This window comes from Pararhodobacter oceanensis, assembly GCF_003076755.1.
In the GTDB taxonomy this organism is placed as follows: domain Bacteria; phylum Pseudomonadota; class Alphaproteobacteria; order Rhodobacterales; family Rhodobacteraceae; genus Pararhodobacter; species Pararhodobacter oceanensis.
On sequence record NZ_QDKM01000002.1, the window covers coordinates 523,611 to 544,877 of the forward strand.

A 21,267-nucleotide genomic window follows, 5' to 3' on the forward strand; every position below is an offset into this window, starting at 1 on the left:
AAATGGCCAACCTCAAGGACCTGAAAAACCGGATCAGCTCGGTCAAATCGACCCGGAAGATCACCAAGGCGATGCAAATGGTCGCGGCGGCTAAACTCCGTCGTGCCCAGGAAGCAGCCGAAGCCGCGCGGCCCTATGCCGCGCGTATGGGGGCTGTCGTTGACAGCCTCGCCGCTTCGGTCGCCGGGTCAGAGAGCGCCCCGCGCCTTCTGGCCGGGACGGGGTCTGATAACGTGCACCTGCTGGTTGTGATGACCGCCGAGCGGGGCCTCTGCGGGGGCTTCAACTCGTCGATCGTCAAACTGGCGCGGATCCATGCACAAGACCTGCTGGCCGCTGGCAAGACGGTGAAAATCCTGACTGTCGGCAAGAAAGGCCGCGAGCAATTGCGCCGCGATCTGGCGGATCACATGGTTGCCCATGTCGATCTGTCCGAGGTCAAGCGCATCGGTTACGAGAATGCGCGTGGTATCGCGCAGGACGTATTGGCGCGCTTTGATGCGGGCGAATACGACGTTGCAACCTTGTTCTTCAACCGCTTCGAGTCGGTGATCAGCCAGATCCCGACGGCGCAACAGGTGATCCCTGCCAAGCCCAGCGACAACGCTGCCGAAGCGACTGATGGCGGGGCGGTTTACGACTATGAACCCTCCGAAGAGCAAATCCTTGCCGATCTGTTGCCGCGCTCTGTCGCGACGCAGATCTTCACCGCCCTGTTGGAAAACAGCGCGTCCGAGCAAGGGGCGCGGATGTCCGCCATGGACAACGCAACGCGCAACGCTGGCGATATGATTGACCGCCTGTCCATCGAGTATAACCGCTCGCGTCAGGCTGCGATTACCACCGAGCTTATTGAGATCATTTCGGGCGCCGAGGCGCTCTGAGGAACCGGAGAAACACAATGGCCAAAGCGAAAGCTACCGGCAAGATCACCCAGGTGATTGGTGCTGTCGTCGACGTTCAGTTCGACGGCGAACTGCCCGCGATTTTGAACGCACTTGAAACCGACAACAACGGCAAACGCCTGATTCTGGAAGTCGCCCAGCACCTCGGTGAGAACACCGTGCGCTCGATCGCGATGGACGCCACCGAAGGTCTGGTGCGCGGTCAGGACGTCACCGACACCGGCGAGCCGATTCAGGTTCCGGTGGGCTCGGCCACCCTCGGCCGCATCCTCAACGTTGTCGGCGAGCCGGTCGACGAAAAAGGCCCGGTCTCGGCCTCGGCCACCCGCGCCATCCACCAGACCGCGCCGGGCTTTGAAGAGCAGTCGACCGAGTCGGAAATCCTCGTCACCGGCATCAAGGTCATCGACCTGCTGGCCCCCTACACCAAGGGCGGTAAAATCGGCCTCTTCGGCGGTGCCGGCGTGGGTAAAACCGTGTTGATCATGGAATTGATCAACAACATCGCCAAAGTGCACTCCGGTGTGTCGGTGTTTGCCGGTGTGGGTGAGCGGACCCGTGAAGGCAACGACCTTTACCACGAAATGATCGAATCCGGCGTTATCAACATCGATAACCTCGAAGAGTCGAAAATTGCGCTGGTCTACGGCCAGATGAACGAACCGCCGGGTGCACGTATGCGTGTGGCGCTTTCGGGTCTGACCCTCGCCGAGCAGTTCCGCGACGAAACCGGCTCGGACGTGTTGTTCTTTGTCGACAACATCTTCCGCTTTACCCAGGCCGGGTCGGAAGTGTCCGCGCTTCTGGGCCGCATCCCCTCCGCTGTGGGTTACCAGCCGACGCTGGCCACCGACATGGGCGCGATGCAAGAGCGTATCACCTCGACCAAGAACGGCTCGATCACCTCGGTGCAGGCCGTCTATGTGCCCGCAGATGACTTGACCGACCCCGCGCCGGCCACCTCGTTTGCGCACTTGGACGCGACCACCGTGCTTGACCGCGCGATCTCGGAAAAGGGTATTTACCCTGCCGTGGACCCGCTCGGCTCGACCTCGCGTCTCTTGGACCCGATGATCATCGGCGAAGAGCATTATCAGGTCGCGACCTCGGTGCAGCAGGTGCTCCAGCGCTATAAGTCGCTGCAGGACATCATCGCCATTCTCGGCATGGATGAACTCTCGGAAGACGACAAACTGGCCGTGGCCCGTGCGCGTAAGCTCGAGCGTTTCCTCTCGCAGCCCTTCGACGTTGCCAAGGTCTTCACCGGCTCGGACGGTGTGCAGGTGCCGCTGGAGAAAACCATCGCCTCGTTCAAGGCCGTTGTTGCCGGTGAATACGACCACCTGCCCGAAGCCGCCTTCTACATGGTGGGTGACATCGACGAAGCAATCGCCAAGGCCGAGCGCCTCGCGGCTGCGGCTTGATCTGACAACAGGAGGCCCTGATGGCCGATACGATGCAGTTCGACCTCGTCTCGCCTGAGCGGATGCTACTGTCCACCCAGGCCTCTGAGGTCCAGATCCCCGGCGCTGAGGGCGAGATGACGGCCATGCCCGGCCACTCGCCCACGATCACCACCCTGCGCCCCGGCGTGCTCAAGGTCACCTCGGGTGGCCAGACCACCGAGTTCGCGGTCACCGGCGGCTTTGCCGAGGTCGCGCCCGAAGGGGTGACGATCATGGCCGAACGCGCTTTGCCGCGCGCCGAGATGACCTCCGAGGTCCTCAAGGACTGGGTGGCCGAGGCCCGCAAGAGCCATGAAGAGGCCCACCCGACCGTCGCCGACGACGCCGCCAAGCTCTTGTCGGATATGGTCGCCATGGGCGGTCACATCGGGCTCGATTGAGCCTGACGCCGGACTGAAGTTGCAAACGCGCCGTGGGAAACCACGGCGCGTTTCGCGTTTGGGGAGGGGGCCTGACCGGCCCTTGAGGCCCTCATGCCGCGCAATCCAGCGCGCCCCTCGTGCCGTTCAGCGCCCCATATCCCTCCTCTGGCCCGTGGCCCCCACGGGTCGCGCCCGCCCCTCCCCCCGGGAGGGCGCCTTGGCGATGTCACGCACAGCCCACCCGACATGCATGCTTCCAAGCGCAGCGCGCTCTGCACAATCAGACGCAGCCCTCGGACCTTTCAGCGCCTCATATCACCCCTCTGGCCCGGCGGCACCGCCGGGCCGCGCCCGACCCTCCCCCCGGGAGGGCGCACTGGCGAGGTCATTCACAGCCCACCAGACATTCATGCTTTTGAGCGCACCGCACCGTTCAGCCCGCCCAAGCGCCCACCCAGGGCCGGGCGCGTCCCTCCGCGCTTTGCTGGGAGGTGATGAATCGGAGAAAATCTCGAAAAAACAGCAATAGGGTGTCATGAGGAATGAGATGAGGCGTGGAAAATCTCGGCATGTTTTGCGTTTCGGGGCCTTTCTAATTGCGGACGATAGGAAAATGTCGGGGCTGGCAACAGCGCATGCTTGCAGATAGTCTATTTTAGAGAAAATATGGATGGATGCTCCGATGACGATGATAGCAGGCAGTCCGACCGAGGGTGCTGAAGGCTTGTCAAACACGCACATGGCAACCCTATTTGAGGACTTGCTTCTTGGCGCGGGTGCAGATGATTTTCGCCAACTTGAAAATTGGTTTGGCGGATTCTGCCCATTCGAAGCTGTAGGAATGGTACGTCAGGAAATTAGGCACGGACATTTTTTGACATTTTTAATGGATCCGAACAGGCCGCATCCGTTCCACGACTACTTTTTGAAAGTACTTCTACTTGAGGCAATTGCAAAGTCGGCCGCTGATCAATTCCCGCTTTCACCTCTGGATATTCATTTTCTGGATTTTTCCGATGTTCTAGTTCGGCGCGAGAAAGCCAACATTGACATTTTAGTCGAATTACCGCCTGCAGGCCCGGACGGCGAGAAGCGTGGCCTCGCTGTTGCAATAGAACTAAAGATCGATGCACAAGAAAGTGGCCATCAACTGGCCAAATACAAACAATATGTCGCGACTGAGTATCCAGAGAGTGATTGGAACCAAGCCTTTGTCTTTCTGACGCTAGATGCAACGCCAGCGTCCGATGAAAATGAAAGTGACTGGATAGCGGTTTCGTTGGCTGATGTAGTTAAGGCCTTCGATAAAAAGTTAGACGGGCTAGATTTGTCAGGACCGGCGACTGAATTTTATCGAGCATACGCGGAGATGGTCAGGAGACGACTGATGAAAGATGAAGAACTTGCTCGGCTTGCCAAACGAATTTGGGCTAAGCACAAAACGGCATTGGAGACGCTAAATGAATACCGACCTGATCTACAAGGTGAGGTATTCGAAATCCTTGCGGATAACCCAAATATGCTTGTTGATGCAGTTGCTCAAAAAAGCGGATATCGGCTCGCGCCTGACACTTCTTCCGCGAGGATGCTACGCTTTTCAGTGAGTGAATGGACAGAAATTGATGGTTTTTGTGAAAGCCATGCGGAATGGACATTATCAAAGTCTCTGCTGATGTTGGAAATGTCTGACTGGGGAAGTGGAAAAATTGGATTGTCATTCGTACTTTTTCCTGGCGAAGCCGATACCAGGAGCCAAATTTACAACTCGATACTGGATCGCGCCAAAGCTGGGAAGATACAAATTGGGCGTAAAACAGCCGTTCTCGCTGCGCAGTTTAAGCGCTTGAGTTCAATGCACGTGCAAACACGACTCGAATACGAAGCCGCAATGGATCGTGAAGCTTCGGCGGCGGAGTTGGTTCAAAGCGTAATAGGTAAGGCGGAAAAATTTCTATCTAGAAATCTTCCGGTTTATGATGAAGTTCTTCGCTCATTGCTTACAGGTCATGATCGAGGTTGAAGATGCATGGCCTCATGCCAACGTATGAGCGTCACTCGTAGTAGACAGGAAAGCATGGCCAACTGGCAAGGAGTCACGCGACTTCACCCTTAACACCCCCTTAACCCAACACGCCAACCCCTTGATATCCCTACACTCACCCTCTGTCCCACGCGCGGGACACGCCTCTGTCCCACACCCATCCCCAACCTCTCGGCACAGAAAAACCCCCCGAGATATCCTCCCGGGGGGCCAGAACCGCTCTTAAATTGCGGGTTAAATCACTCCTGAATCCACATCACTGCCGGATTATTCGATGACTGGTTATACGAGCCCGCCCAGATATCGTATTGGCCGGTCATCGGCGAGTTGAAGGTGATCATCGAATTCACCCCGTTGGTATCGTCATTATAATACCACTGCCCGTCCGGCGCGTTGATCAACAGGATCGTATCGGTGCGGTTTGAATCCAGCCGGAAGGTCAGCCGCCCGGTCGGCGAGCCGCCCTGATAGTTCATCCGGTAGTCCGGCCGGGTGATGGTAAATCCGCGCCAGTTGGTCCCGAAACAGCGCTGCAGCGAATGCCGCCCGCCCGCGGTGATCCGTGGCACCCGAAAGTTGCCGAACCCGCCCCACAGCGTGGTGCCGCCAAAGGCCGTCCGGTTCGTTGCCCAGTTCGGACAGCCCCGCGCGCCGCCGATCCCCGAGCTCACATGCACGCCGGTGGTGCCCCCTGAAGGCTGCGGTGTCGGGTTCGGCCGCGGCGTGCTGGCCCCCGCATAGACCCCATGGGCAAACCCCGCACCCTGTCCATAATTTGAATTCGGGTTCGAACAGTCAATCGGATCCGTCCGCCAGGCACAGAGATTGAGCCCGTTCGGCTCGTCACAATCGCCGTCCCCCGCCCATGCCGAGGGGCAGGGGTTTTGCAACTGCGCCAGCGCCGCCGTGCCGGTCAGGCTGCCGACGGTGAATATGGAGACCGCAATGGCCGAGGATATCAGAGTGATACGCATAATGTTTCCGATCCTATAAATGGCCCTCGTAACGCGAGGTTTGTGCCAAAAGTTTACGGCAGCCCGCAGCGATCTGGCAAGAAAAACGGTGAATCGGAGGTATTTGCCACCCGCCAGCCCCCCGCCAACCCTTCTGCGCGCGCGCATTGCGGGAGCCTGGGACAGCCGCTTCATCCATGGGGCGTGCCCGCCCGCAGAGCAAAACGCCCCAGATGCGGGGGGCATCTGGGGCGGATCACGGGGTGTGTAGAGGAGGGGTTAAGCGCCCGCGGGTTCGATCATATCAACGCGGCGCGCATGGCGGCCACCTTCAAACTCGGCACCCAGAAACGCGTCGACGATCTCCAGCGCCAGCCCCTCGCCAATGACCCGCACGCCCATCGACAGCATATTGGCGTCATTGTGCTGCCGGATCATCCGCGCCGAGAAAGTGTCCGCGCAAACCCCGCAGCGGATGCCGGCCACTTTATTCGCCGCCATCATGATGCCCTGACCGGTGCCGCAGAGGATGATCCCGAGGCGACAGTCGCCCGAGGCCACCCGCTCCGCCGCCGCCGCACCGTGCAGCGGGTAATCGGTGCTCTCATTGGTGGTGGGGCCGATATCGACGACCTCCCAGCCACGCTCGGCGATATGGGCGGCAATCGTCGCCCGCAGCTCCAGCGCGGCGTGATCGCTGCTCAGAACAATGCGCTTATTGGCAGTCATCTCGGTCATCCTGTGTCGTCATCTGGCAATGGGGGAGGGTCACTCGGCGGGGTAGAGCCCGTCATAGATCGGCGCGAGGGTCTCCATATCAAACAACGAGGAGACCGATGTGCCGTTCCAGGTGTTGAGGATCGCTTGCGCAAACATCGGCGCGGTCGGCACGATGCGGATATTGGGGCAGGCGCTGACCGCGTCGGTGGGCTGGATGGAATCGGTGATCACCAGCGATTTCATCACCGAATTGCTGATCCGCTCGACTGCAGGACCGGACAACACGCCGTGGGTGATATAGGAGTGCACCTCGGTGGCGCCCGCCTCGATCAGGACTTCGGCGGCTTTGCACAGGGTGCCGGCGGTGTCGCAGATATCGTCAACGATGATACAGGCCTTGCCGCGCACATCGCCGATTACCGTCATCTCTGAAATCTCGCCAGCTTTCTCGCGGCGTTTGTCGACGATCGACAGCGGCGCACCGATCCGTTTGGCCAATTCCCGCGCCCGCGCCACGCCGCCAACGTCGGGCGAGACCACCATCACCTCATCAAGACGGCCCTTGAACTGGTGGAGCATGTCCAGCGCGAAAATCGGCGCGGCATAGAGGTTGTCGACGGGGATATCAAAGAAGCCCTGAATCTGGGTGGCGTGCAAATCCATCGTCAGCACGCGGTCGATCCCGGATTCCGAGATCAGATTGGCCACCAGTTTCGCCGAAATCGGCGTGCGGGCCTTGGCGCGGCGATCCTGACGGGCATAGCCAAAATAGGGCATCACCGCGGTGATCCGCGCCGCCGAGGAGCGTTTGAGCGCATCGGCGATGATCAGCAGTTCCATCAGGTTGTCATTGGCCGGATTTGAGGTCGGCTGCAGGATATACATATCCTCGCCGCGCACGTTCTCGTAGACTTCGACAAAGATTTCCTGATCGTTGAACCGCTCGACACGGGCGTCGACGGGTTTGACCATCTTGCCACGGTGCAGCGTCAGACGGCGCGCGATGGAGTTCGCAAGCGGCTTATTGGCGTTTCCGGCGATCAGTTTGGGTTCGTTCATGGCGCTGGTCTCTGGCTGGATCGGGGATAAAACGGGCGGGATTCGCGGAGTTGACACCGCTTATCACCCCGCTAGGGTCTTGCAAACCCAACAGACCGAAGAGCGAGCCTTAGATGCAACAGATTGACTACTACATGAGCGTTGTGTCGCCCTGGACCTATTTTTGCGGCAGTCGTCCGGTCGAAGTGGCGGCGAAACACGGGGTGCGGCTGCGCTATCGGCCGCTGGATCCGATGGCGCTATTTGCGCGCACCGGCGGGCTGCCCTTGGGTGAGCGGCATGAAAGCCGTCAAGCCTACCGGTTTCAGGAGTTGCGCCGCCAGTCGGTGAAACTGGGGATGCCCCTGACCCTCAAGCCCGCGTTCTTTCCGACCAATCCCGCGCCTGCCGCCTATGCGATTATCGCGGCGCAGGAGGTGGCCGAGGAAACCGGCGAGGGCGATATCCACGCTTTGGTGCAATCGCTTTGCGCCGCCTGCTGGCGTGACGAGAAGAACGTCGCCGAGGATGAGGTGATCGGGGATTGCCTTGAGGCGGCGGGATTTAGCCGCGGGTTGTTGATGTCCGGGTTGATCAGCGGCGCCGATACCTATGCGCGCAATCTCGAACAGGGGTTGCTGGCCGGTGTCTTCGGGGTGCCGTTTTTCATCACCGGCGATGAGAAGTTCTGGGGTCAGGACCGGATCGACGATCTCGACCGGCATCTGGCGGGTGAGTTCTAAGCCGTGATCCATACGCGACGTTTCGGTCAGCCCGAGGGGCTGCCATCTGTGCTGGTGCATTGCTTTCTGGGCCACGCGGGCACTTGGCGGCCGCTGGTCGAGCGGATCACACCGCCGCTTGATGCGCTGGCCTTTGATATGCCCGGTCATGGCCGCAGCCCGATGCCCGAGGGGCCGTGTGATCTGCAAGCCGAGGTCGCCGGGGTGATTGAAGGGTTTGTGAGTGAGCCTTCGCTGCTCATCGGTCATAGCTTTGGCGCGGTGTCGGCGCTGCGGTTTGCGCTTTATAACCCCGAGCGTGTCTTGGGGCTGGTGCTGATCGAGCCGGTGTTGATCGCCGCCGCGCTGGCCGATCCCGCCTATACGCCCGAACCCGAGGAACCGCGGTATTCCGTGCTGGCCCGCGAAGGTGCCTATGAGGCGGCGGCGCAGGATTTCTTTACCTTCAACGATCCAAGCCGCGATTGGGACGCGCTGCCCGAGGCGGCGCGCAAAACGATGGCACGGCAGATGCGGCTGGTGGCTGCGACCGAACCGGGCGCGGTGCAGGACAGTGGCAAACTCTTGGTGCCGGGGCTGATGGAGGGGTTCACCCCGCCGGTGTTGCTGATCGGCGGTGATCGCTCGCCCGCGGTGTTTCCGGCGATCCTCAAGGCGCTGAACAAGCGGTTCACCGCGCCGCGCAGCGCCACCATTGCGGGGGCGGGGCATATGGTGCCGCTGACCCATCTCGACGAGACCTCGGCTGTGATCAGCCGCTGGCTGGCCGAGAAGGTTCTGGTCGGTGATGCGGCGGCAGGGATTTGAGTGCCGCGCGCGCGGTATTTCTGAACGCAGAATAAACGAAAACCCCGCGCCACGAGGGTCACGGGGTTTTCGAAACATCGGCACCATTTGGTGCCGTGAACTGTTTAAGCGGCTTCGGCTTGCGCGGCGGCCATCCGGCGTTCGCTTTCCTCGCGCGACAGCGCGACGGAGGTGCGCACACCATTGCCGACAAAGGCCATCAGACCGGAGACAACCCGCTCGTTCGGGTCGATACCGGCACAGGTCAGGACTTCACGCCCATCGCGCGAGCGTGCCCAGCGGGCGATCTGCTCGGGGCCGTTGCCGTATTTCTTGTCGTCGGCGATCGCATCATCCAAGGCTGCGAGGACGACAGCCGCGAACAGTTTGCGCGCGCGTTGACCCTGCTCGTGGTTATACGCAGTGCCGTCTACTGAATCGAACATACCAATACCGTCCTTATTCTTGCTCTTGCATTTTCTGGCATGCGCCTCTTCTATCGGGTTTCGCATGTGATTCGCTACCGATATCAAGCATGGCCGCCATGCGCTGGCGTCATACCTCTGCGAGACCTACCAGATCCGGTAAACTTGCGCGGCATGACCCCGCAATATATAGGCTTGGCAAAGCCAATCTCAATATGTCCCCCAAAGAGTTTTCCCATGCCCAAAATCAATGGTAACGAAATCCGTCCCGGCAATGTGCTCGAGCACGAAGGCGGCCTTTGGGTCGCGGTCAAGACCAGCCACGTCAAGCCCGGCAAGGGCGGGGCCTTTGCACAGGTCGAGTTGAAGAACCTGCGCGACGGTCGCAAATTGAACGAACGCTTCCGCTCGGCAGACAAGGTCGAGCAGGTGCGGCTGGATCAAAAGGACCAGCAGTTCTTGTTTGAATCCGACGGGATGCTGACCTTCATGGACAGCCAAACCTTTGATCAGATTGAACTTCCCGCCGATCTGCTGGGCGACCGCCGCCCGTTCTTGCAAGACGGGATGACGGTGACCATCGAGTATTACGGCGAAGAAGCGCTGAACGTGACGCTGCCGCAAAAGGTCACCTGCAAGATCGTCGAGACCGAGCCGGTTGTCAAAGGACAGACCGCTGCGAACTCGTTCAAACCGGCGCTACTGGACAATGGCGTGCGGGTTATGGTGCCGCCGTTTGTCGGGCAGGACGAAGATATCATCGTTAACACCGAGACCTTTGAATACGCCGAACGCGCCTGATTCCGCGGCGGTCTGGCGTCATAACAATCCGGTGTGTGAGGGGCTCATACGCCGGATCTAAACGCTTACGAAGCAATCTGCCGTTGCGTCACTCTTGGCAGGCGCGGCGGGGGAACCGGCGTTTGGGTGAATACTACGGAAATTTGCGCCAAAAGCCGCGTAGATTTCCGTGATTTTCGCCCTGTAACAATCACCGCGCTCGGGGCGTAGGGACGGGTTGGAGGCAGAATGCTCGATCGTTACGTCCGGCCCTTGATTGATCCCCCTTTGAACCGTGCCGGTCGGATGATCGCGCAGGTGCGGATCTCGGCGAATATGATGACCACATTCGGCTGGGTTCTGGGGATCCTCGCTGCGGTGGCGATAGCACAACACAGCTACTGGCTGGCGCTGGCGCTGGTCTTGGCCTCCCGTTTGGCGGATGGTTTGGACGGCGCGGTGGCGCGCGCGACGCAGCTTTCGGATTTCGGCGGTTACTATGACATCGTCGCGGATTTCGTGTTCTACGCAGCGATCCCGATGGGCTTTATCTGGGCCGATCCCGCGGCGAATGGCGTCGCAGGGGGCGCGCTATTGACCGCGTTCTACATCAATGGCGCGACTTTTCTGGGCTATGCGATCCTTGCCGCAAAACGCAATCTGACCACCAGCGCGCGCGGCGAGAAATCATGGTATCATGTCGGTGGCTTATTGGAAGGCACGGAAACCATTGTGTTTTTCGTCGCGCTTTGCCTGTTTCCCGGCTGGTTTGTGCCGCTGGCTTGGGTGTTTGCGCTGCTCTGCGTCTTGGGGGCGGCGGCGCGTATAATGATGGCGCGGCAGGTGATGCGTGACTGAGGCACGCGCTCAATCGACCAATGTGATCACATGACCGTCGCGCGGCTGCGCATCCCCGCGCGCCAGATCGCCGTAAACCGTCAGTGCGGCCTGTAACCCGCAATGCGCCCGCAGGTCCAACCAAGTGGAGGCATCGGCGGCGATACGTTTCCAGGCTTGGGTGATCTGGCCCTCGATCACGCCGGGGCCCCAGTCGGCGCGGCGTTTGGCGATCTGCGAGGGCGCGAAAAAGAACCTCGGCTTGGCCCCCGGAAGGTCGGATGGCGCGGCGAATTGATCCCAATGACTGGTGCCCACGGCCGCCGAATATTTGACGTTTTCGCCCAGATGATGATGCAGCCGCGATTTCACCGAGGCATTTCCCGCCATATCGACATAGATTGACGGTATTTTCTCGAGCGCTTCAACCTGATCATAGGTTAGAGTGTGATCGCAGGCGCCCAGACTTTCGACAAACCCGTGGTTGGCCGCGCTGGTGAGGCCAATAATCCGGTAGCGACGGTCAACAGGTTCGGCGAGAAACTTGCATAGGCCGAGACCGGTCTTCGACGAGGCGCTGCCGATGATGATTTGCTGCGCGCCAAAACATGCGTTGTCGATCAGCCAGTCGAATAGCAGATAGGAGGTGGCAAGCAGGGGTTGCAAGAGCGCGCGCAGATGCTCGGTTTCGGGCTTGGTGGTCTGCACCTCGACATAGGTGTTATAGACCTGAGGCAGCTCGGCACGGTGCGGGGTTTGATCGAGGTAGACACCGGCGCTATCCGCTTGCGGGGTCAGGACCAGCTCTTCGGCCATCGGATAGAAACCATAAAGCCGCGTTCCGACCGGCAGATGCGGCGCGCGGCTTTCGGTCACCTGCGCCGTGCCCCAGACCGGAACAATGCCCGCCCCCTCAATGCCCGAGGGGAAGAATTGCCAATAGCCGATGACAAATCCGGTGCTGGCATAGGTCACATTATTGGCCGTCAGCGCGAAATTCTGCAAACGCAGGCGGGCTTGCCCCTCGGCAAGGGGCGGCCTCTCGACATGAGCAAGCCGCTGCTTGGTGATATCCTGCTGGTCGGTCAAAATACATGCGTAAGTCATCGCGCTCCCCCCAATTTCGGGCAGTATGGGCTGCACTGCAAAGATTGGGCAAGGGGGCGCTTACGTCAGCCAGACGGTGGATTCGACTCCGGTGAACCGGCGCATCCGCTCCAACTCGGCTGCCAGTTTCTCATGTCGGCTGGCGGGCCAGTCGATGCCCGGTTCCGGCCAAAACGCCAAGACTTGCAACTCCGAGGCGCGCCGGTCCGCCTTCACCTCGATCCGGCCGACAAACCGCTGGCCTTCAAGGATCGGAAACACGTAATAGCCCCAGATCCGCTGCGCGGCGGGTTTGAACATTTCGACGCGGTAGTCAAAGCCGAATAGGCGCGAAAGCCGGTTGCGGTCGCGGATCACCGGATCAAACGGGTTAAGGATGCGCAGCCGGCTGGTCACGGGGCGCAGCGCGGCCAGACGATCCTCTATATTTAGGGGCGCATAGGCAGTCACCCACTCTCCCTGCGCCGTCTCAATCTCAACGAGCTGCAGGCTTTCTTGGCTGCGCGCCAACCATGCGCGCAACTCGACCGCCGAACTGGCCGCCCAAAAGCGCTGGATATCGCCTGCTGAGCCAAAGCCGATACGGTCCAGCGCCGCACGGCAGAGCCAGTCAATCTGATCCTCATCACTCATCCGCGATGCGCGCAGGTCCTGCGGGAACACCCTTTCAGACAGGTCATAATATTTGGTGAAATTCACCCGATGACTGGTCGCCAATTCGCCCACATACCACATGTAGTCGAGCGCCAGTTTATGCGGCGGGCGGGTCCACATCGCTTTTGGCCCCTCGATCTGGCTGTCAAACGCATGGGTCGAGAGCGGCCCCTCGGTGCGAATCCTATCCTTGATCCGGGCACGCGTATCAGCGTCGGGCAAGCTTCTATACCAGCCAGCGCGGTCCAGTTCCGCGCGTTTGCGGCGAAACTGACGCTCCCACATCGGCAGGAACTCCATCGGGATTACCGAGGCATCATGGGTGAAATGCTCAAAGATACTGCGGTCATTGGCCAGCAGTTGCCCGAGCATTGGCTCGCGGTAATTCTGGTTCCGGCTCCACAAGATATGGTGGTGCGCACGGGCGACGACTTGAATGGCATCGAGCTGCACAAACCCCAGCCGCCGGATCTCGCCCAGCACATCCAGCGCGCCGGTGGGCGTGCGGGCCAGCCCCTGCGCCGTCAGCCAAAGCTGCCGCGCGGTGCGATTGGGGATGCGAAGAGGCGCCATCCACCTTGCCTAAACGGCGCGGGGCGGCCTGCCAAGTCCTCAGAACTCGCGCAGTTTCGAAATCTCGTCGGCGATGATCTCTTTGACCTCGTCAAACCGCTCGGCCATGCGCTGGGTGTGCACCGAGACGCAAATCGCATAAGTGTCGCCGCCCAAGGACACCGGCACCGCAAGGCAGGTCAGGCCGATGGCGTATTCCTCGCGGTCGACCGCATAGCCGTCGCGCAGGATTTCTTCGAATTCGCGGCGCAGCGCGGCTTCCGAGGTCAGCGTGTGTTCGGTCAGCGGCTCGAAATCGCAGCTTGAGAAAAACGCCGCCCGTGACGCCTCATCCGAGAGCGCGAGCAGCAATTTTCCCGACGCGCGCGCGTGCACATGCCCGCCCAGATGCCTAGAGGCCACCGCCGCGCGCACCGGATGCGAGCCCAAGGCCAGATGCAGGGACACCAGATCGCCGTCAAACCAGCCCGAGGCATAGCTGGTCTCGCCCGAGCGTCTGGCGATCCGGCGCACCAATGAGCGTAGCTCCTCGGGGCAGGAAAAATGCTCACGAAACCCGTCGATCAGATCGCCAACACGCAGGCCCAACACATAGTTATGCTCAGCCGAGCGGCGCAAAAGACCAATAACTTCAAGCGATTGCAAGAGGTGATAGGTCGCTTGCGTCGGCAGGCCGGTGCGTTCTCGGATCTCGGCGGCTTTCAACCCCGAGGGGCTTTCGGCGACGCAAAACAGGATAGACGCGGCGCGCGAAACCGATTGCACACGCGGTTTATTGCGCGTCTTCTCGGTCTCGACGGCTACGTTTTCCGGCAGTTCCATACCCAAATTTGCGTCGCTTTCACTCGGTGTCATTACAGGTCCAGCACGAGGCGGGGGGTTTTGCATCTGGAAACACAGATCGTCATTTGATCGTTCAACGCGTGTTCCGCATCGGAGAGATACATGTCTTCATGGTCGGGTATGCCGTCGACAACCCGCGTCAGGCACGTCCCGCAGATACCTTGCTCGCAGGAGAGTTCAACTTCAATCCCATTTGTGGTCAGGACATCGGCGATGCTCTGGTCGGAGGGGATGGTAAAGGTCTTGTCGCTTTGTGCAAGATAGAGTTCAAACCCGTCACCACCGGCGGTTAATACTGGAGCTTCGGCGCTAAAATGCTCGAAATGCACGGTGTTCTCGGGCCAATGCGCCGCGGTGATGTATTTTACCGCGTCAATAAAGGGGGAGGGACCGCAGAGATACACATGGGTGCTGGTGGGGCGGGACTGTAAAATCTGCTGTAAGGTGGATCGAACTGCGTCGGCGGATTGGCCGTAATAATGTATGGTGTTCTCGGCAAGGGCGCTGTTTGCGATGAGATCGGCGAAAGCGGTGACCTCGGGTGCGCGCGAGAAATAGTGCAGTTCGAAGGGCTTACCATTGGCTTGCAGATACAGAGCCATAGACATCAGCGGGGTGATGCCAATGCCCGCCGCCAGCAAGATCGCATGTGACCCGTCTGGATCGAGGCCGAAATTGTTGCGCGGCGCAGAGATTTTAAGGCTGTCGCCTATGGATAGCATAGTATGCACGGCCTCAGAACCGCCACGGGAGCTTACCTCGCGCTTCACCGCAATATGGTAGCGTGAGGTATCGCCGGGGGCGGCCCAAAGCGAATATTGCCGGATCAATCCGTTTGGCAGATGCAGATCAATATGGGCACCACATTCAAACTGGGGCAATTCGGCGCCATTGGCATCCGCCAATTCAATGCGCAATATATCGTCATTCTCGCGGATTATATCCGTGATCACCGCATCAATTTTATCACTCATGGTGGATGCCTTTATCCTTGCGGCGGCTGGATAAGGAATTGTCGCTGCGTGGATTTGCGCGAAATCTTCCAGGAGCCGGCATGCTGGATCAGCGAGCCATGTGAGGTCAGCACCATCGACGGCCCGCTGACACTGGGCGATTCACCTTCCGCCGCCTTGCCCGCGTAGAGCGTGATATAGACGCTAAAGTCCTGCCCTTCTGCGCTATCTGAGAGGAGGATGTTCGTGATCACATGGCGGGTGTGCAGGTCGGCAGATCGGCCAAAATAGGCGGCTTCCACTTCGGCAGGGCCGGTCAAAACTTCGCCCTTGCGGTGCCATTCCCCGTGATCGGCGAAAGCCTTGGCGGCGTCGTCGAAACGGGCCTCGTCCAAGGCTTGATAGAAGCCCAAAATCAACTGTTGTCCGGCAATGAAATCAGCGTCATTCATATTCTCTTATCCTTCCTTGGCGGTGCTCATCATGGCGTTCACCGAGCCCACAAGCGCGCCGATATCCGAGCCGAGCAGGAACAGGCTCACGCCCTCGGCAGTCCACTCCGCCACTTTTGCGGGCGGGCATAGGATGCCACTCGCGGTGCCGCTGTCTTTCGCAAGAGCAAGCGCCGTGGTGATTGCATTTTGCACTTTTGGCGCGGCGGGATCGGCGCGGTGGCCGAGCTGTGCCGAGAGGTCCATCGGGCCAATAAACACCGCGTCGACACCGTCAACAGCAGAGATTTCCGCTATGTTATCAATCGCCTCTTGACTTTCGATCTGCAGGATAACGGTGATCGGCTGTTCTGGTCCTTCGGGAAAATACGAAGCATCCATGCCGTAGCGCGAGGCACGGATGCTGCCGCCAATCCCGCGTTTTCCCTCGGGGGCAAACCGGGTATGGGCTACGATCTCGCGCGCCTCGTCCGCGCTGCGCACATCGGCGACCATGATGCCGGTGACGCCCAGATCGAGCACAGGTTTGATCGCCCGCAGGTCCATCGGTGCCACGCGCACGATCACCGGTTTGCGGTCGGCAATCGCCGCCACCTGCGCATGTATGAGGGGCAGGGAGGTCGCGCCATGTTCGGCTTCGAGACAGATGTAATCCAGCGCCGAATGGCTGAGGATTTCGGCAATCTGAAACGAGGTTGTGCATTGGAAAATGCCACTCAGCGGCGCGCCGTCCCTGAGCATTTGCCGAAAGTTCTGCGGCGTAACCATCCCTGCCATCTCCTTTGTTAAGCAGTTTTCACGGGTGTCAGCGCCGAGGTGTCCGTGCCACCCGGTGCCAATGCCAGCCGGTGACCAAAGCGCTCTTTCATCACATCTTCAAAGGGGATTTTGTCGCTACACACATGGCTGCCGGACCGCAGGCGATACAGGCCGGCATGCGAGTGTGCCGAGGGCAGCAGCCCCTCGTTGTCAAAGGCCAGAACCGCATCAAGGATATAGCGCCGGAACTGAACAACACCCAGATCACTGGAGTTTAAGTGTTCCTTGGTACGATCCACAATCGGACCCATGCTTTCCTGAATAGCTGCGTCTTGTTCCGACACGCCCTTAATACCCGTATAGGTTTTATTGCGCTGCTCTTCGCGGTCGATCATGAAATCATTGTTGATATTGCGGATCGGACGATAGTCTTCGTCGGTCTCCGCATGGATCGAGGCGCCTTTCTGGAAGCGCGAAACCTCGTCTTCCGAGAGTTTGCGCTCTGGGTTCCACGTATAGTTAAAGATCCAGCAGGTCTCGTCATCGATCGGCACCCAGCATTGACCATGCATATTCTCACCGGGGAAAGCGTTCGGCGCCAGACCGTGGTTCGGCATCAAAAACTGGCTGATCCGCCAATAGGTGTCGCCCTCATCGGCATAGCGTGCGCCGCCGATGACCAGACCGGTTTCGTGTTTGGTGATCGAGAATCGCGGCGATCCGTCGTTGCGGATCCAACCCAAGCGACGCTCGTCCGCCGAGGATTCCGCGACGAATTGGTCCTTGCCGAAGTTGATTTTCCCGTCGACCAACGGCATATGCAGGAAGGAGAAATGCGCCGTGTCCAGAGCGCCTTCGCAGGCCTGCGCCCAGTTCGAATATTGCAGCTTTTTCGACACATAGACCTGATCCGAGGGCAGGGCGGTGAACTCAAAATCCGGCAGTTCCGGCATGAGTTCTTTCGGGCCAAGGTAAACCCAGATGAAGCCGCCTGCTTCGCGTGTCGGATAGGTTTCCAGCTTGATCTTCTTGCACATTTTCTCGCGCTGGCCGTTGTCGGGCAGGGTCGGAATGTCCAAGCAATTGCCGTCAACGTCGAATTTCCAGCCGTGATAGGCGCAGCGAATGCCGCCCTCTTCGACGCGGCCAAAGAACAGGTTGGCGCCGCGATGCGGGCAGGTCGGGGTGATCAATTGCGCGCGGCCACTGGTGTCGCGGATCGCCACCATATCGGTGTTGAGGATGCGCACGCGTTTGGGCGGGCAATCGGGCTCGGGCAGTTCACGCGACAGCAGTGCCGGTTGCCAGAAGAACCGGAACATCTTGCCCATCGGCCGCTCGGGGCCGGTTTGCGTCAACAAATCGTTTTTCTCTTTGGTCAGCATGGTTAATCCTCCTCAGGGTGCAAAATCAGGCATCCACGCCAAGCGCGGCGGCGATTTTGTCATGCAAGATACGGAATTTGTCGCGGTCGGTGCGGTCTTCTTCGGTCGGGCTTTCTTCGAGCAAAAGCCGCGCCGGAGCGCCGAGCACCAAGATCCGGTCAGCCATCTCGATCGCGTCGTCAATGCGGTGGGTGATGAACAGACAGGTCTTGTTATACTTGCGGATCACCTCGCTCACATCGGCGCGCAGGGTCTGCGAAGTGACATGGTCAAGCTGGCTAAAGCATTCATCCAGCAGCAGAATTTCCGGGTCGATTGCCAGCGCACGGGCGAGGCTCGCACGTTGGCGCATGCCGCCGGAGAGTTCATGCGGATAAAGGTTGGCCGCCGCCGTCAGGTTCACGCGGTCGAGCCATTCGAGGGCTTTTTCGCGCGCCTGTGCCTTGGGTTCGCGTAGGATCAAAAGGCCGAGTTCGACGTTTTCGACAGTGGTGCGCCAGGGCAGCAAGCGGTCGGTTTGAAAGCCCACCGAAATCGTCTGGCGCAGCTTTTTGAAGTCCTTGTTCGGGTCCATTCCCATCACGCGGACGCGGCCTTTGGTCGGGCCGAAGTTGCCCATGATCAGGTTCAACGCGGTGCTTTTGCCAGCGCCGGTGCGACCCAGAAACGAGACGATCTCGCCTTTGTTGACATGGAACGACAGGTTTTCAATGGCGACGACCGAACCGAAACTCTTGTTGATTGAGTCGAGCAGGATCGCCGGTTCCTCGCCATTTTGAATGGCAGCGTTTGATTGCGGGGACATTAGCGCACCTCGACTTCGGGCCGGTAGCGCAGCACTCGCTTTTCGAGCAGGGCGACCAGGAATTGTGAGAAGATATTCAGGACAACAAGAAACAGGGTCCAGGCAAAGACGGAGGCGATGTCAAAATTCGCTTGAGCAAGCCCCATCTGCGCACCGATCCCGACCGCCGAGGCAATGAGTTCGGCGAAGATCACCATACGGGTGGCATAGCCGATGACCGAACGGGTGGTCGAGAAGACATAGGCGATAATATGCGGGAGGATCAAATAGCGCAGCACTTGCCATCTGTTGGGACGAAAGCTCTCGCACATTTCAAGCCATTCTTTGGGCAATGAGCGAATGCCGTCAAAAACATTGAGCGCGTAAAATGGAACAAGGATCACGGACATGATGAAGAAGATGCGAATTTCAGGCTCACGGAACCAGAATACGGCAATCAACATCCATGACAGCGCGGGAATACCGGTGTCGATCACCACCAATGAGCGGACATAGGGGCGAATGCGTGGCAGCATACCCATAACAATGCCCAAGATTGTGCCGATCAGCATGGCGAAAGCCAGTGCAATGGCCAAACGCAGTAGGGTGATCAGGATTTCATCCCAGAGCGAGGTCAATTGTGTCCACAGCTTTTCAGCAATCAACACAGGCGGGGGGGCGATATAATGCGGCGCGAATTGGCTTGCGATCTGCAAAGCGAGAATGATCAGCGCAACAACAACCAAGCCGGCAAAACGGTCTTGATTAAACACCCGCAATAGAACTGGCCCGGATTTTCCGGTGGGTGTTACAGAGGTTTCCTGTGTTGACATGGAGTAATCTTTCATTTGAGCCGTCGCCCGCAAAGCGTGACGAGCGACGGCAGATTAGCCTCAGCTGGCGAAATAGGCGTCGTCGATCTCGGCGTCATCCGCGTCGATGAAGGCTTGCGCCTCGCGGACGAGTTGGCGGCCCTCGGGCTGCTGCATCGAATGCGACGAGAACTGCAGACGACCGGCCTCATAGGCCTGCATCAAGACTTCGGGTTCGACGTTGAGTTCCGGTGCGGCGATGGTAAAGGCGTCCATCGGATCTGCGTTGATCTGGTCCATCAGTTGCGCAAAAGTTGCATGCACCAAAGCGGCGGTTTCTGCATTGCGCTCAATCGCTTCGTTGCGCAGGGCAAAGGCGAAATAGGGCAGTTCCATACCTTTGGACTGTTCGTATTCCTGACCCAGATTGAAGATCGTGCGCAGACCGGGCATGCGCGACATCGCGGCCGAGACATTGGGCTCCCACGACAGGGCAGCATCGACGTTACCGGCCATCAATAGGGTCATGGCCTGCGCCGGGCTCGGCACGTTTTGCACGGTGATGTCTTCGCCGAGTTCCAGATCATAGAGATCCTGCATCGTCGATTTGCACATGTTGAAGGCGCCCGAAGCGGCAATCGCCGAGACGGTTTTGCCGCGCAGTTCTTCGACCGAGGAGGGGCCGTCGTCGCGGGTGACGATGTTGATCATCGTTCCGGTGGTGATGGTGGTGGCGAGGCTGGTCGGAACGCCACGCTTATACATGCGCAGGTAAGTGTCCCAAGCGCCGATCCCCAATTCAAAGGTGCCCGAAATGAAGTCGCTATAATAGCTCGACACCGAAGTGTATTCATTGGTGATGTTGATTTCGAGACCGTTGTCGAGATCAGGGCGTTTATGCTTGAGGTATTCGTTGATAATTACGCTGACGCCGGTTTTCAGCGTCGCATAGTTCAACTGAATGCGACCGCTTTGAGCGAACACCGCGGGGGTGCTGATCAAAGGTGTGGCGGCGGCGAGAAGGCCGGTTTGCACGAAGGCGCGTCTTGAAATCGTCATAGTTCTCTCTCCCTTGGTTTTGGTTCGTGTCGTTCTTGTTAAAAGGCGCTGCGGAACATTCCGCCGTCCATTAGTAAGTTTTGTCCGGTGATAAATCCGGAATATGGGCTACATAAAAAGGCACAAGCGCGGCCAAATTCTTCGGTATCTCCCAATCGACCGGCGGGAATAGAGGCGTTGCGCTCGGCGGCCAGTTCTTCAATCGGGCGACCCGAGGTCTCGGCGCGGCGGCGCAGACCCGAGCGCGAACGCTCGGTGTCAAAGAACCCGGGCATCAATTGGTTAATCGTCACATTGTCTGCGGCCACATCGCGGGCGATCCCGGCGACAAAGGAGGTCAGTCCCGCCCGCGCCGCGCTCGACAGGTCCAGCCCCGAGATCGGCATTTTCACTGTGATCGAGGTGATATTCACGATACGCCCGAATTTGCGCGCGCGCATCCCGTCGATCACCCGCTGGATCATTTCAAACGGCGCCACCATATTCGCGGTCAGACCGGCCATCACGTCATCGCGGCTGAGATCTTGAAAGCCGCTGATCGGCGGGCCGCCGTTGTTGTTAACCAGAATATCCGGCGTCGGACAGGCCTCAAGAAGTTTTTCCTGTGTCGCCGGATCGGTGATGTCGCCAGCCACGGTGAGGATCTGGCGACCCCCATCAGTGGCGAGCATTTCGGCCTTGGTGGCCTCAAGCGCCTCGGCGTCGCGGCCATTGAGGACCAGCGCGGCGCCCGCCTGTGCCAGCATTTCGGCGCAGCCGCGTCCGAGGCCGCGACTGGAGGCGCAGACAATGGCGTGGCGTCCGGTCAGGTCGATTGCGAGGGTCATCGC

At 59.4% G+C, this 21,267-nt stretch carries 23 protein-coding genes; 8 read left to right on the plus strand and 15 right to left on the minus strand.

Features of this window, described 5'->3' with window-relative positions:
* Positions 1-2 precede the first annotated feature (2 nt).
* The 4 genes from DDE20_RS06890 to DDE20_RS06905 all read left to right on the plus strand — a co-directional run bounded on the left by DDE20_RS06890 (position 3) and on the right by DDE20_RS06905 (position 4,753).
* Positions 3-884, plus strand: coding sequence for a F0F1 ATP synthase subunit gamma (locus DDE20_RS06890; protein WP_116557710.1), 882 nt, complete (start codon positions 3-5; stop codon positions 882-884).
* 17 nt (positions 885-901) lie between these two features.
* On the plus strand, positions 902-2,329 hold the full coding sequence (gene atpD, locus DDE20_RS06895; RefSeq protein ID WP_116557711.1) for a F0F1 ATP synthase subunit beta: 1,428 nt from the start codon (positions 902-904) through the stop codon (positions 2,327-2,329).
* Between the two features lie 20 nt (positions 2,330-2,349).
* Positions 2,350-2,751: a F0F1 ATP synthase subunit epsilon gene (locus tag DDE20_RS06900; protein ID WP_116557712.1), complete on the plus strand. Its 402-nt coding sequence runs from the start codon at positions 2,350-2,352 to the stop codon at positions 2,749-2,751.
* Between the two features lie 664 nt (positions 2,752-3,415).
* Positions 3,416-4,753, plus strand: coding sequence for a PD-(D/E)XK nuclease family protein (locus DDE20_RS06905; RefSeq protein ID WP_165814438.1), 1,338 nt, complete (start codon positions 3,416-3,418; stop codon positions 4,751-4,753).
* 260 nt (positions 4,754-5,013) lie between these two features.
* On the opposite strand, the gene DDE20_RS06910 is transcribed toward DDE20_RS06905, so the two are convergent.
* The 3 genes from DDE20_RS06910 to DDE20_RS06920 form a co-directional block, all read right to left on the minus strand.
* Positions 5,014-5,748 (minus strand): hypothetical protein, encoded by a 735-nt coding sequence (locus tag DDE20_RS06910; protein ID WP_116557714.1) that lies wholly within the window; start codon positions 5,746-5,748, stop codon positions 5,014-5,016.
* A 258-nt stretch (positions 5,749-6,006) separates the two neighbouring features.
* Entirely contained in the window at positions 6,007-6,456 is a 450-nt protein-coding gene (rpiB, locus tag DDE20_RS06915; protein WP_116557715.1) for a ribose 5-phosphate isomerase B, read from the minus strand.
* A gap of 39 nt (positions 6,457-6,495) precedes the next feature.
* Positions 6,496-7,506 (minus strand): ribose-phosphate pyrophosphokinase, encoded by a 1,011-nt coding sequence (locus DDE20_RS06920; RefSeq protein WP_116557716.1) that lies wholly within the window; start codon positions 7,504-7,506, stop codon positions 6,496-6,498.
* A gap of 113 nt (positions 7,507-7,619) precedes the next feature.
* Between DDE20_RS06920 and DDE20_RS06925 the strand changes: the two genes are divergently transcribed.
* Both DDE20_RS06925 and DDE20_RS06930 read left to right on the plus strand, forming a co-directional pair.
* Positions 7,620-8,228 carry a 2-hydroxychromene-2-carboxylate isomerase gene (locus tag DDE20_RS06925; RefSeq protein ID WP_116557717.1) on the plus strand — a complete coding sequence of 203 codons (609 nt, stop codon included), beginning with the start codon at positions 7,620-7,622 and terminating at the stop codon, positions 8,226-8,228.
* Positions 8,229-8,231: 3 nt separating this feature from the next.
* On the plus strand, positions 8,232-9,035 hold the full coding sequence (locus tag DDE20_RS06930) for an alpha/beta fold hydrolase (protein ID WP_116557718.1): 804 nt from the start codon (positions 8,232-8,234) through the stop codon (positions 9,033-9,035).
* Positions 9,036-9,139: 104 nt separating this feature from the next.
* Here the strand turns inward: DDE20_RS06930 and DDE20_RS06935 are convergent, their stop codons facing one another.
* Complete coding sequence (locus DDE20_RS06935; protein WP_116557719.1) at positions 9,140-9,460, minus strand: DUF6280 family protein; 321 nt, start codon at positions 9,458-9,460, stop codon at positions 9,140-9,142.
* A 216-nt stretch (positions 9,461-9,676) separates the two neighbouring features.
* Here DDE20_RS06935 and efp point away from each other — a divergent pair, with 216 nt between their 5' ends.
* Both efp and DDE20_RS06945 read left to right on the plus strand, forming a co-directional pair.
* Entirely contained in the window at positions 9,677-10,240 is a 564-nt protein-coding gene (gene efp, locus DDE20_RS06940) for an elongation factor P (protein ID WP_116557720.1), read from the plus strand.
* A gap of 228 nt (positions 10,241-10,468) precedes the next feature.
* Entirely contained in the window at positions 10,469-11,077 is a 609-nt protein-coding gene (locus tag DDE20_RS06945; RefSeq protein ID WP_116557721.1) for a CDP-alcohol phosphatidyltransferase family protein, read from the plus strand.
* Between the two features lie 9 nt (positions 11,078-11,086).
* On the opposite strand, the gene DDE20_RS06950 is transcribed toward DDE20_RS06945, so the two are convergent.
* Genes DDE20_RS06950 through DDE20_RS07000 form a run of 11 tightly spaced genes read right to left on the minus strand, consistent with a single transcriptional unit; the run spans position 11,087 to position 21,264 of the window.
* Positions 11,087-12,163, minus strand: coding sequence for a DUF2855 family protein (locus tag DDE20_RS06950; protein ID WP_116557722.1), 1,077 nt, complete (start codon positions 12,161-12,163; stop codon positions 11,087-11,089).
* 60 nt (positions 12,164-12,223) lie between these two features.
* Positions 12,224-13,390: a winged helix-turn-helix domain-containing protein gene (locus DDE20_RS06955; protein ID WP_116557723.1), complete on the minus strand. Its 1,167-nt coding sequence runs from the start codon at positions 13,388-13,390 to the stop codon at positions 12,224-12,226.
* Positions 13,391-13,429: 39 nt separating this feature from the next.
* Entirely contained in the window at positions 13,430-14,245 is an 816-nt protein-coding gene (locus tag DDE20_RS06960) for an IclR family transcriptional regulator (protein ID WP_165814439.1), read from the minus strand.
* A complete protein-coding gene (locus DDE20_RS06965) occupies positions 14,245-15,207 on the minus strand; it encodes a PDR/VanB family oxidoreductase (RefSeq protein ID WP_116557725.1) in 963 nt (320 codons plus the stop codon). The genes DDE20_RS06960 and DDE20_RS06965 overlap by 1 nt, the downstream gene beginning before the upstream one ends.
* An 11-nt stretch (positions 15,208-15,218) precedes the next feature.
* Complete coding sequence (locus DDE20_RS06970) at positions 15,219-15,638, minus strand: nuclear transport factor 2 family protein (protein ID WP_116557726.1); 420 nt, start codon at positions 15,636-15,638, stop codon at positions 15,219-15,221.
* 6 nt (positions 15,639-15,644) lie between these two features.
* Positions 15,645-16,406 carry an HpcH/HpaI aldolase family protein gene (locus DDE20_RS06975; RefSeq protein ID WP_165814440.1) on the minus strand — a complete coding sequence of 254 codons (762 nt, stop codon included), beginning with the start codon at positions 16,404-16,406 and terminating at the stop codon, positions 15,645-15,647.
* Positions 16,407-16,423: 17 nt separating this feature from the next.
* Complete coding sequence (locus DDE20_RS06980; protein WP_116557728.1) at positions 16,424-17,782, minus strand: Rieske 2Fe-2S domain-containing protein; 1,359 nt, start codon at positions 17,780-17,782, stop codon at positions 16,424-16,426.
* A gap of 25 nt (positions 17,783-17,807) precedes the next feature.
* Positions 17,808-18,587: an ABC transporter ATP-binding protein gene (locus tag DDE20_RS06985; RefSeq protein ID WP_116557729.1), complete on the minus strand. Its 780-nt coding sequence runs from the start codon at positions 18,585-18,587 to the stop codon at positions 17,808-17,810.
* Positions 18,587-19,399, minus strand: coding sequence for an ABC transporter permease (locus DDE20_RS06990; protein ID WP_205961628.1), 813 nt, complete (start codon positions 19,397-19,399; stop codon positions 18,587-18,589). Before DDE20_RS06990 ends, DDE20_RS06985 begins: the two co-directional genes overlap by 1 nt.
* Positions 19,400-19,459: 60 nt before the next feature.
* Positions 19,460-20,437 (minus strand): ABC transporter substrate-binding protein, encoded by a 978-nt coding sequence (locus DDE20_RS06995; protein ID WP_116557731.1) that lies wholly within the window; start codon positions 20,435-20,437, stop codon positions 19,460-19,462.
* 38 nt (positions 20,438-20,475) lie between these two features.
* Positions 20,476-21,264, minus strand: a complete 789-nt coding sequence (locus DDE20_RS07000; RefSeq protein ID WP_116557732.1) for an SDR family oxidoreductase — start codon at positions 21,262-21,264, stop codon at positions 20,476-20,478.
* Between the last annotated feature and the right edge of the window lie 3 nt (positions 21,265-21,267).